General features: G+C 71.5%; 14 protein-coding genes and 3 pseudogenes. 10 read left to right on the plus strand and 7 right to left on the minus strand.

Going from position 1 to position 15,402, the window contains the following annotated elements:
- Positions 1–7: 7 nt before the first annotated feature.
- Positions 8–946: a coiled-coil domain-containing protein gene (locus A4R43_RS08755; protein ID WP_236808851.1), complete on the minus strand. Its 939-nt coding sequence runs from the start codon at positions 944–946 to the stop codon at positions 8–10.
- 407 nt (positions 947–1,353) lie between these two features.
- On the opposite strand from A4R43_RS08755, the gene A4R43_RS08760 reads away from it, so the two are divergent.
- The 3 genes and pseudogenes from A4R43_RS08760 to A4R43_RS08770 all read left to right on the plus strand — a co-directional run bounded on the left by A4R43_RS08760 (position 1,354) and on the right by A4R43_RS08770 (position 5,135).
- Positions 1,354–2,604 (plus strand): tyrosine-type recombinase/integrase, encoded by a 1,251-nt coding sequence (locus tag A4R43_RS08760; RefSeq protein ID WP_113691859.1) that lies wholly within the window; start codon positions 1,354–1,356, stop codon positions 2,602–2,604.
- Positions 2,605–2,681: 77 nt separating this feature from the next.
- The gene (locus A4R43_RS08765; protein WP_236808852.1) at positions 2,682–3,251 is read left to right on the plus strand and encodes a YbhB/YbcL family Raf kinase inhibitor-like protein; all 570 of its coding nucleotides are present in this window, start codon (positions 2,682–2,684) and stop codon (positions 3,249–3,251) included.
- A gap of 59 nt (positions 3,252–3,310) precedes the next feature.
- Positions 3,311–5,135, plus strand: a pseudogene (locus A4R43_RS08770) (glycoside hydrolase family 5 protein).
- Between the two features lie 173 nt (positions 5,136–5,308).
- Here A4R43_RS08770 and A4R43_RS08775 read toward each other — a convergent pair.
- Genes A4R43_RS08775 through A4R43_RS08790 form a run of 4 tightly spaced genes read right to left on the minus strand, consistent with a single transcriptional unit; the run spans position 5,309 to position 8,768 of the window.
- A complete protein-coding gene (locus A4R43_RS08775) occupies positions 5,309–6,454 on the minus strand; it encodes an RNA polymerase sigma factor (RefSeq protein WP_113691861.1) in 1,146 nt (381 codons plus the stop codon).
- Positions 6,455–6,462: 8 nt separating this feature from the next.
- Positions 6,463–6,870: a YciI family protein gene (locus A4R43_RS08780; protein ID WP_113691862.1), complete on the minus strand. Its 408-nt coding sequence runs from the start codon at positions 6,868–6,870 to the stop codon at positions 6,463–6,465.
- A 15-nt stretch (positions 6,871–6,885) separates the two neighbouring features.
- Positions 6,886–7,944, minus strand: coding sequence for an acyltransferase family protein (locus tag A4R43_RS08785; RefSeq protein WP_162788378.1), 1,059 nt, complete (start codon positions 7,942–7,944; stop codon positions 6,886–6,888).
- Positions 7,941–8,768: an alpha/beta hydrolase gene (locus tag A4R43_RS08790; RefSeq protein WP_162788379.1), complete on the minus strand. Its 828-nt coding sequence runs from the start codon at positions 8,766–8,768 to the stop codon at positions 7,941–7,943. The genes A4R43_RS08785 and A4R43_RS08790 overlap by 4 nt, the downstream gene beginning before the upstream one ends.
- Positions 8,769–8,949: 181 nt before the next feature.
- Between A4R43_RS08790 and A4R43_RS08795 the strand changes: the two genes are divergently transcribed.
- From A4R43_RS08795 to A4R43_RS43885, 4 genes and pseudogenes are all read left to right on the plus strand, one after another.
- Complete coding sequence (locus A4R43_RS08795) at positions 8,950–9,333, plus strand: hypothetical protein (protein WP_113691864.1); 384 nt, start codon at positions 8,950–8,952, stop codon at positions 9,331–9,333.
- Positions 9,330–10,427, plus strand: coding sequence for a hypothetical protein (locus A4R43_RS08800; protein ID WP_162788380.1), 1,098 nt, complete (start codon positions 9,330–9,332; stop codon positions 10,425–10,427). The genes A4R43_RS08795 and A4R43_RS08800 overlap by 4 nt, the downstream gene beginning before the upstream one ends.
- Before the next feature lie 8 nt (positions 10,428–10,435).
- The gene (locus tag A4R43_RS43880) at positions 10,436–11,002 is read left to right on the plus strand and encodes an acyl-CoA dehydrogenase family protein (RefSeq protein ID WP_236808853.1); all 567 of its coding nucleotides are present in this window, start codon (positions 10,436–10,438) and stop codon (positions 11,000–11,002) included.
- A gap of 17 nt (positions 11,003–11,019) precedes the next feature.
- Positions 11,020–11,421, plus strand: a pseudogene (locus A4R43_RS43885) (acyl-CoA dehydrogenase family protein); the annotation flags it as partial.
- A 93-nt stretch (positions 11,422–11,514) separates the two neighbouring features.
- On the opposite strand, the gene A4R43_RS08810 reads toward A4R43_RS43885, so the two are convergent.
- Positions 11,515–12,432: a LysR family transcriptional regulator gene (locus A4R43_RS08810; RefSeq protein WP_113691866.1), complete on the minus strand. Its 918-nt coding sequence runs from the start codon at positions 12,430–12,432 to the stop codon at positions 11,515–11,517.
- A gap of 119 nt (positions 12,433–12,551) precedes the next feature.
- On the opposite strand from A4R43_RS08810, the gene A4R43_RS08815 reads away from it, so the two are divergent.
- From A4R43_RS08815 to A4R43_RS43225, 3 genes and pseudogenes are all read left to right on the plus strand, one after another.
- Positions 12,552–13,730, plus strand: coding sequence for an MFS transporter (locus A4R43_RS08815; protein WP_113691867.1), 1,179 nt, complete (start codon positions 12,552–12,554; stop codon positions 13,728–13,730).
- Between the two features lie 18 nt (positions 13,731–13,748).
- Positions 13,749–13,835: pseudogene (locus A4R43_RS44735) on the plus strand (hypothetical protein); the annotation flags it as partial.
- Positions 13,836–14,175: 340 nt separating this feature from the next.
- Positions 14,176–14,463 (plus strand): hypothetical protein, encoded by a 288-nt coding sequence (locus A4R43_RS43225; RefSeq protein ID WP_205215279.1) that lies wholly within the window; start codon positions 14,176–14,178, stop codon positions 14,461–14,463.
- Here the strand turns inward: A4R43_RS43225 and A4R43_RS08825 are convergent.
- Complete coding sequence (locus tag A4R43_RS08825) at positions 14,368–15,330, minus strand: helix-turn-helix transcriptional regulator (RefSeq protein WP_113691868.1); 963 nt, start codon at positions 15,328–15,330, stop codon at positions 14,368–14,370. The genes A4R43_RS43225 and A4R43_RS08825 overlap by 96 nt on opposite strands.
- Positions 15,331–15,402 lie beyond the last annotated feature (72 nt).

Consider the following 15,402-nt stretch of genomic DNA (forward strand, 5'->3'; position numbering starts at 1 on the left):
CTGGTGTTCAGTCCGCGGTGTCCGGGGCCTCGTCGCCGAGGAGGATGGTCAGCAGGTCGTCTCGGAGCGGGGTTGGGGGTTCCGCCGTCGCGGCGAGGGCGCGTTGGCGGACGCGGGAGAGCAGCCCGCTGACCTGGTCGTGCGCTGCCTTCGTCTGCGTGAGCTGGAGCTGGGTGGTGTCGAGTTGCCCGCGTGCGGTGGTCAGCTCGGCCTGGATGGCGGTCAGCTGCGCGCGGGACTCGGCTTGGACGGTGGCCAGGTGCGTGCGGGACTCGGCCTCGCGTGTCTCGTGCTCGGTGCGGAGGTCGTGGTAGCGGGTTTCCTGTTCTCGCAGCTGTTCCTGGACCGCCGCCAGTTCGCGCTTGGCCGTGTCCAGCAGCCGCTCCCAGGTTTTGCATTGCCCTTGGGAGTCGCGCAGGGCCAGCTGGGCGGCGTCCCGTTCGGCGGTTCGCGTTGCCAGTTCCTCGCCACGCGCGGCCAGTGTGGCGGTCAGCTCGTCGACGCGAGCGCGCTGGGCCGCGGCCTGCTCGGTGGCTTCCGCGGCGCGCTTTGTGATCACCGCGGTCGCTGATTCCGCCTTCGCTTGCGCCAGCTGTGCGGCAGAGCGGTTCTCGATGGCCTCGGCCGCGGTCGCCTCGGCCAGGCGCTGCGCCTCCTCGGCCACTCGGGCCGCTTCCACTGCGGCCTCCGCGGTGTGCTCGGCCTCGGCTGCCCTGGCCAGGGCGGTGTCACGTTGCTGCGTGGCCTCCGCCGCTGCCTGCCGGGCAACTTCGGCCTGCTCCACGGCGGCGGCGATCTCGGCTCGCAGCTGGGTGGTGACGGCGTCGAGCGTGTCGTTCAAGGTGCGCAGCGGACCGGTCACCGCGGCGGCCGCGGTGCTGAAGGCCTCCCCCGCGTCGCTCAGCGCGGTTGCGGGCAGAGCTTCTTCGCCGAGCGCGTCCCGCAACGCCTGCTCGGCGGCGGCCAGTTGCTTGCAGCCCTTCCCACCCGGCCACGTCCGGTCCGGACAGAACTCGTAAGGCCGTCCCCCACGCGGCCCCGGCGGCGGCAGCGGCTGACGACACCGCCGAAAGCCACATCGCGCCTGGTCAGCGTCCTGCTCTTGGACAACCGCTCCGTTTCCCTGAGTCACGACAACAGCCTACAGTAGTGGTTACATAACCACTAACCTAGGTTATAGTTATCTCAATGCAAGACAAGTTAGCTACAGAAGGTACATTTTGTAGCTAAGTGAACTTGGCGCTCGAACGCGATCAAGAGGCACCGGATGGTCGCTTCATTTCGTCACGGTGACGGTCACGCGACGCCCGCTCAATCAGATGGCGGCGGCACGCGGGGCGATACACTCGCGCGATGATCAACCGGGCCGGGCTTGCCGCGTCCCCCGCGCTCGCGGCGGACGTGCTCACCCCCGCGTCCCGGTGGCCCCATGCGGCCGAGCCCGTGGCGTTGCTCGCCGAGATCGCCGAGTGGCTTGGCGGCTACGGAAACCAGCAGACGCGCCGCACCTACGCCGAGGGGCTCGGCCTGCCCGTCAGCGCCGACCAACTGCAGGAATGGGCGCAACCCCTCGACGGTCCAGATGAGTGGGCAGCGGCGGTGCACCGCTACGCGCGCACAGTGCTGCCCCCGTCAGCGTTCTCGCCGGTCGCACCCGAACGACAACCGGGGCCGCCACCGGCGCCGCGTGGCAGGCTGCGGCATCTCCACTGGTTCCGCTGGTGCGCCACCCACGGCGTCGACCCCGCGCGGGCCGGAACCGAGCACGTCAAGGCGTGGCTGGCGGAACTGACGGCCGCCGACGCCGCACCGGCCACCCGCGACCGGATGCTGGCCACCGTGAAAACCCTCTACGCGCACCTGGCCGGAGCCGGGGTGGCCACCGGCAATCCCGCGGCGCTGTCCCGGCGCCGCCTCGGCCTGACCGCGACGGCCGCCAGCACGTCCTCGACGATCACCCTCACCGGCACGCAGGTCGCGGCTCTGCACGCGGCGGCCGCCGCGCCTCGCCGCGGGGCCAGTGAGCTGGACACCGCACGCGCCGCCGCGATCGTCGCGTTGTTCACGCTCGGGCTCCGGGTCAGTGAACTCTGCGGACTCGACGAGACCGACCTGCACATCACCCGCGGCCGACGCGCACTTCGTGTACACGGGAAAGGCGGCAAGGTGCGCATCGTGTACCTGAGCGCGCCCGCCGACGCCGCGCTCACCCACTACCTCAGTGTGCGAGCGGCGAGCGAAGGGCGTGGCGACGCCCTCGCGCGGCGCGGTCACGTGGGTGCCGCGTCCGAAAGGCCACTACTGGTGACGCGCGGCGGTAACCGCTTCCAGCGGCAGGCCATCTGGCAACTGCTGCGCCGCATCGCGGCCTCGGCCGGGGAAGAACTCGCACCGGTGGCCGACGCCATGCACCCGCACGCCCTGCGGCACTTCTACGTCACCGCAGCGGTGGAGGCGGGCGCCCAGCTCGCCGACGTCCAGTCCGACGTCGGCCACAGCAGTATCGACACCACACGCAAGGTCTACGACCACGCCGCCCCCGACCCCGCCCGCAGCGCCATCGACCTGGTCGCCGCGGCCTGGCAGCCTTCCGACCGCGGCTGACCAGCCGCGCATACCGCGATGCTGAGGTGTCAATTGGTATGGACCATGCGGCATTCCGCGCGCTTACGCTGGCAGCCGTGCGAACCAGAAGGATCGTGCTCAGCGCCGTGCTCCTCGCGCTGGCCACCGCGCTGCTGCCCGCGACCGCGACGGCTCGGAGCGCGTTCACCCTGTCCAGCCCGGCCTTTCCCGACGGCGGGCTGATCCCCAAGGCACACGAGTGCACCAGCGGCGGCGTCCCCGACCCGGCCAAGAAGAACGAGTCACCGCCGTTGACCTGGTCCGGCGCCCCGGCCGACGCGAAGAGCTACGCGGTGGTCATGCGCGACCTCGACAACGCCAACCTCATCCACTGGGTCATCTACGACATCCCGGTCAGCGCGACCTCGCTGTCCCAGAACGTCGAGCACCGCTACCGGCCCGCGGTTCCGGCGGGTGCGCGGCAGGTCTACTACCGGGGCAGCGCCAGTTTCTACGGCTACCAGGGACCGTGCTCGCCCTCGACGGTGAACACCTACGAGTTCGTGGTCCACGCGCTCGACCGGGCAACGCTGGCCAACCTCAACTCCGGCTCGTCGACCCAGGCCGCCGCGGCGACGATCAACGCGGCTTCGCTCGGCACCGCTCGCCTCAGCGGCGAGTCGTAGCACTCGTTTGCTCGTATCCACGGAATCGGAAAGCTCGTTAGCCTCCGCCCGTGAGGCTGATGACCGTGCTGCTCGCCGCGCTCCTGACCACCGCCGTTCCCGTCCCGGCACCCGCGAAGGCGGACGTGCCTGCCTGGACGGCGCCGCTCAGCACCAGCGGCCGCTACATCGTCGACGCAGCCGGTAACCGGTTCAAGCTCAAGTCCGCCAACTGGCACGGCGCCAGCGGTACCTGGACCGGCTCGGGCGACGTGCGGGACCCGGCCAGCCACCACGCGGGCGAGATGGCGCACCAGACCCCGCTCGGCCTGGACCGGGTGCCGATCGACACCGTCATCGACGGGCTCGCCCACCTCGGCCTCAACAGCGTGCGGCTCCCGTTCTCCAACGCGATGATCCACGACCAGCACCCCGTCCCCGGCCTGCCCGCCAATCCGGACCTGCGCGGCCTGACCCCGCTGCAGGTCTACGACCGCGTCGTCGACCGCCTGACCGCGCGCGGGTTCGCCGTCATCCTCAACAACCACACCACCACCTCGCGCTGGTGCTGCGGGTCGACGGCAACGAGCGCTGGAACACCGCGCAGTCCGAGCAGCGGTGGCAGGACGACTGGCTGTTCATGGCCCGCCGCTACGCCGCGAACAAGCGCGTGGTCGGCGCCGACCTCTACAACGAGGTCCGCCGCGACGTGCTCGACGACCCCAACTGGGGCTGGGGCAACCACACCGACTGGCAGCGCGCGAGCGAGCAGCTGGCCAACCGCATCCAGACCGAAGCCAATCCGGACCTGCTGATCATCGTCGAGGGCATCAACTGGACCGGCCTGCCCGTGGACGGTTTCCCGCACGGGCGGCCCACGCTCGAACCCGCCCGCACGCTGTCGCACACGCTGGTGGACTCCGGGAAACTGGTGTATTCCGCGCATTTCTACGGCTACACCGGCCCGAACCATTCCGGCGCGACGGCATCGGTGAGACCAGCGACCCGCGTTACCGCGATCTGTCACCCCAGGAACTGCGCGAAGTCCTGTACCGGCAGGCGTTTTTTGTGTCAGCCGAAACGGGCCAGCACTACAGCGCTCCATTGTGGATCAGCGAGTTCGGGGAAGGCAGGCACACCACCGATCCCGCCTCCCGCGCGTGGTTCGGCAACTTCCTCGGCTACCTCGCCGAGACCGATACGGACTTCGCCTACTGGCCCGCGGTCGGCTTCCACACCGGCGGCACCGGCAACGGGTGGTCGCTGCTCTCGTGGGACACCACCGGCCGGCGCATCGACGTGCTCGAGGGCACGGACTGGCGTGGCCCGGCCTGGCAGCGGCTGATCAGCGCGCCCTCGGTCACCGGCCCGGTCCCGGCGGCCGAGCGCTGGTCGATGCTCAACCTCGACCACGCCGACGCGCAGGCCTCCCGCAGGGTCCGCGCGATGCCGGACTGGAATCCGGGCGCCCGCAAGGGAGTATGCCCCGACGGCCAGCGCCTCACCGGCCTCGCCCACACCGGCAACCGCGGCCTGTGCACCGGAACACTTCCCGTGCCCTCCGGCCACGTCGTGGTCCGCGATGAGACCTATGTGGACACTGACTGGGCGTCGGGCTACCCGAAGGTGCAGTGCCCGCCGGACCACGCGGCGATCGGCTACAGCGTCACCGGCGCGGCGTTCTCCGCGCTGTTGTGCGGCCGGTCCGCCGAACCATGGGGACGGACCGGCCGGACGGTCTGGTTCGACCGCGGCGACAACCGGCCGTCCGGCGCACCCGGCGGCGACTTCGCATCAGGCCACTACAAGGGGCAGTGCGCACCGGGCGAACACGTCGCCGGCGTCGCCTACACCGGCCGCATCGGCTCGAACCGCACACCCGACGCACTGCTCTGCCGCGCCTGAGCGCATCGGAGGATGTCTCCCACAACAGCCCGCCCGACCCGATCTACGCCGACGTGTGGAAGATCGACGTCTTCGGCCAGTGCAACGCTCGGCAGCCGCCGGGGTGACCAACCTGGTCGAGGAGATGAACAGCATCCGCTCGGGCTTTCCGCGCGTCCCGGCCTGGGAGTAGGTCAGGCGCGCAGCTGCGTGTTCAGCCGGGCGGCCTGGCGCGTGAGGTGCTCCCGTTCGGGCAGGTTGGGCGCGGCGTGCGCGGCTTCGGCGTACAGGCGTGCGGCGGTGGCCGGGTCGCCGTCGCGTTCGTGCAGGTACGCCGCGGCGGCCGCATAACGGGGCAGCCCGGGGTCCAGTTCCGCCAACGCGGCCAGTCCCGCGCGCGGGCCGTCCGCCTCGCCGACGGCGATGGCCCGGTTGAGGCGGGCCACCGGACTGCCGGTGAGGCGCACCAGTTCGTCGTACCACTCGACGATCTGCACCCAGTCGGTTTCCTCGGCCCGCTGCGCGTCGGCGTGCAGTGCGGCGATGGCGGCTTGCGCCTGGAACTCCCCCAGCCGGGCCCGCGCGAGCGCGGCCTGGAGCACGTCGACGCCTTCGGCGATCAACTGCGTGTCCCAGCGGCCGCGGTCCTGCTCGGCGAGTGGCACCAGCCTGCCGTCGGCGGTGGTCCGCGCCGCCCGCCGCGCGTGGTGCAGCAGCATGAGCGCGAGCAGCCCGGCGACCTCCTCGTGGTCGATGCGCGCCGCGAGCTGACGGGTCAGCCGGATCGCCTCGGCGGCGAGGTCGACGTCGCCGGAGTAGCCCTCGTTGAACACCAGGTACAGCACGCGCAACACGGTGGCGACGTCACCGGGCTGGTTGAACCGCACGCTCGACACGGTTCGCTTGGCCCGGCTGATGCGCTGCGCCATGGTCGCTTCCGGCACGAGGTAGGCCTGCGCGATCTGGCGCGTGGTCAGGCCGCCGACCGCGCGCAGCGTGAGCGCGACGGCCGAGGCCGGGGTCAGTGACGGGTGCGCGCACAGGAAGTACAGCTGGAGCGTGTCGTCCACGTCGGCCGCGGGGCCCGGCGCCGGTTCCTCCTCGACGAGGTCTTCGCGACGGCGGCGGGCGGATTCGGCCCGCGTGGCGTCGAGGAACCGGCGCCACGCCACGGTGACCAGCCAGCCCTTCGGATCACGCGGCGGGTTGTCCGGCCACACACGCACGGCTTCGACCAGTGCGTCCTGCACGGCGTCCTCGGCCGCCGCGAAGTCGGCGCCGCGGCGGACGAGGATGGTGAGCACGTGCGGGGTGAGGCTGCGGAGCAGGACCTCGTCCATCGGCGCACTCACTCGGTGATGCACGGGGGTGCGGCCATGAACGGGCGCAGCTCCAGCCACTCGTGGATCGGCTTGCCACCGGCACCCGGCGCCGCGGACAGTTCGGCCGCCAGTTCCAGCGCCCGCTCGTGGGTTTCGACGTCGATCACCATCCAGCCGGCGATCAGGTCCTTCGTCTCGGCGAACGGGCCGTCGGTGACTGGCGGCCGCCCTTCGCCGTCGTAGCGGACGAAGGTGCCTTCCGGCGACAGCGCCTGCTCGTCGACGAACTCCCCGGTCCGCTTGAGCCGGTCGGCGAAGTCCTTCATGTACTTGACGTGCGCCGAGACCTCCTCCGGCGTCCATTGGTCCATCGGCACGTCGTTGGCCGCGGCCGGCGCGCCACGGTAGTGCTTGAGCAGCAGGTACTTGGCCATCCAGGTTCTCCTTGGTCAGGTACGGCCCATTGTGGCCGACCGGAGCCGGGACGGTAGCCGGTTCAGCGCGACCAGTACGAGCGCGAACACCGGCAGCCAGTACAGCCGGTGCCACGGCCAGGCGCCGGTGGGTTCGTCGAGCAGCCCGGGCAGGCGTCCCGCGAGCAGCCCGGCGAAGCTGACCAGCAGCAACGCGGTCTGGTGCCAGCAGTAGACGCCCATCGCCGACCGGTTGAGCGCGGACACCGGCGCCCAGACACGCGGCCGCTCGAGCACACGCGCGAGCCACGGTCGCAGCAGCAGGAAAACGCCGACCTGCGCGGCGGCCAGCGTGAGCGCGAACAGCGACGGCGGCGCCAGGTTGGACCACCGGTCCCCCGGCACGCCGACCGCGCTCGCCGGATATCCGGCCAGCAGCAATCCGGCGCCACCGGCGACGCCGGCCGACAGCAGCACCGCACCGGCCCGCCGCGGCAGCCGTTCGTCGCCCAGCGCGAGCCCCAGCAGGTACGGCACGGCCCAGGCGACCGGCGTGGCGGGCACCGACACCCACAGCGGCAGTCCCTGCGGGCGGGCCACGTCGACCACCGCGACCAGGACCAGCGGGAGCACCGCCGCCCACGGCCCGAATCGGCGGACGGCGGGCAGCAGCACCGGGGTGAGCACCACCAGCAGCAGGTACACGAGCAGGAACCACAGCGGCTGCGTCACCAGCGCCCAGACCAGTTCGCGTGTGCTGGCGGGCACCCCGGCGGCCTCGAGCAGGAACAACACGGGCAGCCACACTGCGGCGAGCGCCAGCACCGGGACCACCAGCCGCGAAAGGCGGAGCGGCTTGCCGTCCCGCGCACGCCGGGCCGCGGCGAATCCGGCCGCGAAGAAGAACGGGCCCAGCGTCTGCAGGAACCAGGTCACCGGCGCGAGCCAAGGCAGGTACGCGAGCGGGCTTTCGCCGTGCAGCGCCGCCGGCTGGTACGGGTCGCTGACCACCGCGCTGACCAGCCAGTGCCCGAGCACCACCCCGGCGATCGCGAGCCCGCGCAGGGCGTCCACGGTCCGGTCGCGGGTGGTCACGGCCGGGCCTCCGGGTCGCTTGTGGACAGTGCGATGGCGGTGAGCGCGGCCAGCGAATCGGTGCCGGGGCTGAGGTAGTGGTCGTGGTCGGTGACGTCCGCGGTGGGGAACACGCGGGCGCCGAAGGCCGGATCGGCGGGCTTGGTGCCGTGGCCGAGGCCGAACAGCTTCACCCCGGGCACCCAGCGGATCCAGTCCCCGCCGGACTGCCCGGCCCAGACCCGCGCCGTGGTGCCCAGTTGTGCCACGTTGCCCACGCCCATTCCCGGACTGCCGAACGCCACGAGATCGGTCACCTGCCGGGGCAGTCGCGCGGCGGCCGCGCCGAGCACGGCCGAACCGTAGCTGTGGCCGAGCAGCGCGATCGTCGCTTGTGGACGGACGGCGGCCAGCCCGGCGGTGAACCGCACCAGCGCCGCCGCGCCCGCCCGTGCCGGCTCCGGCCGCGCCGCGCTGGGCCCCACCCCGGCCGGGGTGTCGTAACCCAGCCAGGCTATCACCGCGAACCGCGCGCCGGGCCGGTCCGCCAGGGCCGCCCGGTGCAGGTCGGCGGCCTGGGTGGCCGGGGCCCGGTAGCTCGCGCCGCCCACGCCGGTCCAGAAGTTGTCCGCGCGGTTGGCCGCACCGGGCACCAGCACGGCGATGCGGTCGGCGGTGCCCAGGTCGCCGAACACTTGCACCACCCGGCCGTTGCCGCGTGGATCGAACAGCAGGAACTGCCCGTCCCGGTCGCGGTACGGCCCACCGGCCGAGCGCATCGCCCGCCGGTTCACCGCGTACCGCAGGTCGAGCCCGCCGGGCGCGGCGAAGGCATCCGCCGGCACCGGATCCGGCCGGACCGCACCGGGAGCCGCCAGCAGTACCGCGGCCGCACAACTACCTGTTCCGGGCGGACCCGGTTCCGTTCGCAAACCGTGTCGGCGAACCGGGCCGTGCCGGGGAAACCGGCTGCTAGCCTGCCGCGAAACGGCCGCACCGGCCGTGGTGGCCCACTGGGGAGGGTCCGTGACGCAGCCGAACATCCATGTCGAGCCCGAGATCCTGCGCGCTGGTGTGCAGCAGGTGGTCTCGGTGGCGATCCAGAACTGGCAGGCTCAGAAGAAGGCCTACGAGGAAGCGCTCGCGCTGGTGTCCGAGCCCAGGCTGGGGCCGTGGGACGGTGGCCACGGCGGGACCGGGCGCACCAGGGAAGCGAACAACGCCTTCCTCAACCTGGTCGCCGAAACGGTCCAGGCGAAGATCACCGAGCTGCAGACCTTCATCGACCACATGCAGGCCCACGCGAACAACCTGCTGGACCTGGCGAACCGGACCGAGCAGGCGGATCTGCACGCGGCGAAGCTGCTCAAGGACGTGGCGCACGGCATCGACGAGGTGAAGGTGCGATGACCAGGAAGCCGCCCTTGGAACTGCTGATGCCGGTGGACATCCCCCGTGAACCCGTGGACAACCATGTCCAGGAGGACGCGGGTGTGTTCGAGAGCTGGATCGCCTATCTGCTCAGCCCGGACAAGCACGACGGGCCGCGGCTGTACGTGTGCCAGGTGAAGGGCTGCGGGGCGCGCCTCGAATACGACTACAACGAGGGCTGGGTCGGGCACGACTGCCCCGGCTGGGGCGGCTGGCACTTCCGCGACTCCGACAACGCCTTCGAACTGCGTTCGGTGCTGGACGGCATCGACCCGGGGAAGTTCTTCTACGCCCTGTACGCGTTCTCGAATGTCTGGGCGTCGCCGCCGGGGCAGATCGGCGAGACGTTCAGCAAGCTGGTCGACCCGTTCCTGCTGGATTCGGCGGCCAAGGAGAAAATGGAGGGTGAGGACTACCCGGAATCGTCCGAGGAGTCGGCCAACAATGTGCGTGCCGCCTTCGCGACACTGCAAAGCGGTATCCGCGACGCGCGGACCTTCGAACTGCTCGCCTATCACCAGCGGGCGCTCGGTTATGCCATCGGGCACGAAAACCAGATGCTGGCCATCGCCGAATCGCTCGGCCGCTACCGGGCCATCCACCTGACGGCGTTGAACGAGGTCCGCGACCTCATGGTGCGGATGACCGAGCGGTTCCACCGGAAGCTCCACCCGCCGGAGGACGGCGGCCCGGAGGTCAGCTTTGTCTCGGCGGCGATCGCGGCCATCGTCGGCACGGTCACCACGGTGGCCACCGGCCCGGCCGGTGGCGCGGCCGCGATCGCGGGCATTCTCGCCGCACTGGGCTCGGTGGCCACCGACCTGGGCAAGGACGCCGAGAAGCGCCCGGTCCCGGACGGCACCTGGCGTGAACTCGCCGACGACTTCCTCCGCGAGGCCAACCGGATCGGCGACGAGGCCTACGAGGCGCTGACCAGCCTGCCGAAGCGCCTGACCAGCCAGATCGAGACGATCCGGACCAAGGACGTGCTGATCGCTGGTGGTCAGGGCGGCAAGGAGGGCGAGCGCATGGAGCAACCGCGGCTCCAGCCACCCGCGCCGCCGGTGTTCTAGGCTGGCCCATGACCGAATTTCCCCTGGCGCCGCCCGCGCACGAACAGCGGTGGCTCGCCGTGGCGCGGGACCTGGCCGCGGAGTTCGCGCGGACGGCCGCCGACCGGGATGCCACCACCGAGTTGCCGCGGGAGAACCTGGTGGCGCTGCACGCCGCCGGGCTGGACGCGGCGTTGTTGCCCGCCGCGCTCGGCGGGCAGGATCTCAGCTACCGCGCTTACGGCGAGATCGTCCGCACGCTCAGCGCCGCGTGCCCCGCGACCGCGTGCATCTGGGTGATGTACATCGGCGCCGGGGTCGGGCTGGCGCAGTTGTCGGCGCCGGAGATGGCGCGGTTCTACGCCGACGAGCTGATCGCCGGGCGGCGGTTCGCGAACGCGCTGTCCGAGCCGACCGGCGGTAACCGGTTCCTCTTCCCGTCGCAGGCCGCGGAGCCGGTCGAGGGCGGGTTCCGGTTCTCCGGGCCAAGCGGTTCGCCTCGGGCTGCGAAATCGCCGACCACTTCCTGGTCAACGTGCTCGTCGACGGTGAACCGACCTTCTTCGGCGTGCCGCGCGACGACACCATCACGATGAACCCGATGTGGGACGCGATGGGCCTGCGGGCCAGCCGCAGCCAGCAGCTCGAATTCACCAGCACGCTGTTGCGCGCCGAGCACCGGTGCCCGCCGCCGGACCGCCCGCGGCCCAACCACATCGCGGCGGGACTGGCGTTCCTCTCGCTCGGGCTCGCCGACGCGGCGCTCGCCGAAACCATCAGATTCGCGCGCCGGCGCCGCCTGCCCCCGCACGGAATTCCGCTGGCGGACAAGGAAACCGTGCAGGTGAAGGTCGCCGAAGCGCACGTCCGGCTGGAGGCCGCGCGGGCCTACGCGCAGAAGATGGCCCTGCACGCGGATCTGCTCGACCCGGCGTTCAACGAATCGTCCATGGTGGCGAAGGTGCTGGCCAACGGGGTCGCGCGCGACATCGCCGCGCTCGGGCTCGAAACGGCGGGTGGCAACGGGTACGTGCGCCCGTCACCGTTCGAACGCTACGTCCGCGACGCCTGGGCGCGGAGAGCGCGAACAAGACTTGTGAAACTCGGCCTAGGTCCACACAGGACGCCAGGTGTCCGCGGGTGGCGGTGTCAGGCTGCGGAAGTGGTCGATGATCGCCCTCAAGCCGGGGTGCGGGTTCTCCCTGGGCAGCAGCAGCGACAGCGGGTACGCGAGCACCGGGCCGCTGATCGGGATCCGGCGCAGGTCGTAGCCGGCGGGCCAGACGTACCGGTCGCGCGCGCCGACGAGCGTGGCCACGTCGGCGGAATCCGCGATGGTGTCCAGGAGCACCTCGTTGCCGAAGTGCGGGCCCGCCGCGTCAAGCCGGAGGTCGAAGGCCGTGGTGAGCTGGTCGTAGAACACGGCCCATTCGCTGCGCGGCGCGATGCCCGGCACCCAGATCCGGTGCCCGCGCAGCTCGGCCGGGGTCAGCGTGCGCGCCGACGCGAGCGGGTGGCTGGGGCCGGTGAGCAGTTCCAGCGGGGAGTCGAACACCGGGACCATCCGGAGGTCGCTGGGCAGCGTGCCGGTGATGGTGCGGAACGACGCGTCCAGTTCACCCGCCTGGATGGCGGCGGCCGCCTGGCGCGGGTCGTCGACGCGGAGGGTGACCACGTCGAGTTCGGTGCCGGGATGCGCCCGCCAGTAGTCGTGCAGGATGACCGCCTGCGCCGACCGGAAGCCGAGCACGTCGATCCGGAGCGCCCGTGACCCCGGCTTGGTCGCGGTGACCGCCCGGTCGGCACCGGTCACGATGGTGCGGGCGTGCGGGAGGAACGCCTGGCCGTCGAGGGTCAGCTCGACCCCGCGCCCGGTGCGGGTGAACAGGCGTACGCCGAGTTCGCGTTCGAGCGCGGCGATCCGCTTGGAGACCGCCTGCTGGGTCACGTCGAGTTCGTCCGCCGCGTGCTGCAGCTGCCCGAGCTCGGCCGCCCGGACGAACGATCGCACCGCTTCGGTATCCACCGGCTCAGCCTAGGGCCACCCAACCGATCGTTGTGGCACGCCGGTGCGTGGTTGTTTGCCGGGGGCTCGGCGCGGCTGCTGGGATCCGGCCGGTCCGCACGACACCACTGGGAGGCCGCATGCGGTTGGGACGTGATTTCGGCCGGCTGTGGTCGGCCTACGCGGTGAGCACCTACGGCACGTTGCTCGCCTTCGGCGCGTTCCCGCTGATCGCGGTGGAAGTGCTGCATTCCCCGGCGTTCGCGGTCTCGCTGCTGAGCGCGGGCGGACTCGCCGCCGCCGCGGTCGCGGCGGTCCCGCTCGGGCCGTGGATCGACCGGCGGGCCAAGCGGCCGGTGCTGGTCGGCATGGACCTGGTGCGGTTCTTCGCGCTGGTCAGCGTGCCGGTCGCGTACCTGCTCGGTGTGCTGTCCTACGGTCAACTGCTGGTTGTGTCGATCATCTCGGGCACCGCGGGCATCGTGTTCACCGCCGCCTCCGGCGCGTACCTCAAGCACCTCGTCCAGCGCGACCACCTGCTCACCGCGAACGGCCGGTTCGAGGGCACCACCTGGGTGGCGACCGCGACGGGACCACCGCTGGGCGGCGCGCTCATCGGCCTGCTCGGCCCGGCCGTCACGGTCGCGGTGGACGCGGTCAGCTTCCTGTTCTCGGCGCTCGGCATCCTGCGCATCCGCGGCAGCGACGTCGCCTCGGCCGGTTCTCGGCGCGAGTCCGGCTTGCTCGCCGGTTGGCGGTTCCTCTTCGGTGAGCCGGTGCTGCGGCGGCTGTTCCTCAACTCGATGGCCGTCGGCGGCCTGATCATGGCCACCGGCCCGCTGATGGCGGTGCTCCTGCTCGGCGAGTACCAGTTCCCGGCCTGGCAGTACGGGCTCGCGTTCGGCCTGCCCAGCCTCGGCGGTTTCGCCGGGGCCCGGCTGTCTCCGCGGCTGGTCGCCCGCTTCGGGCGGGATCGCGTCCTGCGGGTCACCGGCTGGCTGCGCTCGATCTTCCCGCTCGGGCTCGCCTTCACCCAGCCGGGGGTTCCGGGCTTGCTCACCGTGATCGTGGTGGAGGGTCTGCTGATCGTGTGCATGGGCGTGTTCAACCCGATCAACGCGACCGAACGCCTGGAACGCACGCCCGCCGGGCAGGCCGCGCGGGTGCTGAGCGCGTGGAGCATCAGCAGCAAGCTTTCCCAGGCCGGGTGCATGGTGGTCTGGGGTGTGCTCGCGACGCTCACCAGCCCGCTCGCCGCGATCACCGTCTCCGGTGTGCTGCTGCTCGCCACGCCGTTGCTGCTGCCCCGGCGCCGTTGACCGTGGGAACCTGGGCGCATGCCGAAGCTGACGGTGGCGACCTGCCAGTTCCCGGTGAGCGCGGACATCCGCCGCAACGCGCGCCACATACGGCAGCAGGTGCGCATCGCCCACCGGCGGGGTGCGCGTGTGGTGCATTTCCCGGAATGCGCGCTGTCCGGTTACGCGGTCGCCGACTTCGGCAGTCACGACGGATTCGACAACAGCCTGTACATCGTCAGCGACAGCGGCGAACTGGCCGACCGCTACGACAAGCGGTTCTGCGCTTCGGTGGATCTGTTACGAATTCCGGTTTCCGGAGCTGTACCGCGAATACCAGCGGGCGGGCGTCGAGCTGGTTTTCCACTCGTACCACGCGGGGAACATTCCGGCGGCCGCGGCGAACCACATTTGGATCAGCTGCCCGAACTCGTCGGCGCCGGAAAGCGCGTGGGGCGCGTTTTTTGTGCGCGCCGACGGCATCATCACCGGGCGGCTGCCGCGCAACCGCGCGGGCGTGCTGGTCTCCGAGGTCGACACCGACGCCGAGCTGTACGACTCGACCGCGCAGTGGCGGCACCGCGCGATGGACGGCGTCCTGCACAGCGGCGACCTGGTCGACGACCCGCGTTCGCGTGCGCGGACCACCCCGCCGGGATCAGCTGGTCGCCGATCGGGTGAGCCGGTCGGCAAGCGCCACGACGAGGTCGCGGAGTTCGTCCGGTCGTTCGATGACAAACGGCAGGTCCAGTGACGCGAGCACGGCGGGCAGCCAGTCGAGCCGGTCCACCCGCAGTTCGACGCGGGACCAGTGCGCGGTGTCCGACTCCGTCACGACCGCGACGCTGGCGGGCAGCCGGGTGCGGATCTGCTCGGCCGTGCCCTGGATCCGCAGCGTCACCTCATGCCGGTATTCAGCGGTGGCGAATCCCGTGAGGACGCGTTCGGCCAGGTCGAGTTCACCCGCCGGCTCGAACGAGCCGGGCAGGGTCTTCGCACTGGCGATGCGGTCCAGCCGGAAGGTCCGGTCCTCGCCGAGTGCGGGTTCGGCGCCCGTCACGTACCACTTGCCGGAGTGGGCGACGAGCCCGTACGGGTGCAGCGTGCGTTCGCTGTGCCGCCCGTCGGCGGTGGTGTACCGGATCGAGACCGGCCGGTGGTGCCTCACCGCGTCGGCGATGGCGAGCAGGACCGCGGTGTCCGGGGCGGGCGCGTCACCGGCTGGGGAAGTGAAGGCGATGGAGCCGAGCACGGCGTCCAGCCTGTTCCGGAGCCGTTCGGGCAGGACCCGCCGGATCTTCGCCGCCGCTGTCTCGCTCGCCGTGCCCGCGGCCGTCATCAGCCCGGCTCGGCGCGCGGCGACCAGGCCGAGCAGCACGGCGAGCGCTTCGTCGTCGCTCAGCATGAGCGGAGGCATGCGGTAACCGGGGGCGAGCCGGTAACCGCCGTGGCGGCCGCGCACCGATTCGACGGGCACCTCGAGGTCGATGAGGTGGTCGGCGTACCGGCGCACCGTGCGCTCGTCCACGCCGAGCCGTCCGGCGAGTTCACCCACGGTCCGGACGCCTCCCGACTGCAACAGCTCCAGCAGGGTGAGCACGCGGGCGATCGGCCGGGACATGCCCTGAAGTCTTCCAGAGATACCGGGCGGATTTCGCCCGGTATCGGTCGTAGCGTGCGGTCGGCAAGCACC

Origin of the sequence: Amycolatopsis albispora (genome assembly GCF_003312875.1) — a bacterium.
Taxonomy (GTDB): domain Bacteria; phylum Actinomycetota; class Actinomycetes; order Mycobacteriales; family Pseudonocardiaceae; genus Amycolatopsis; species Amycolatopsis albispora.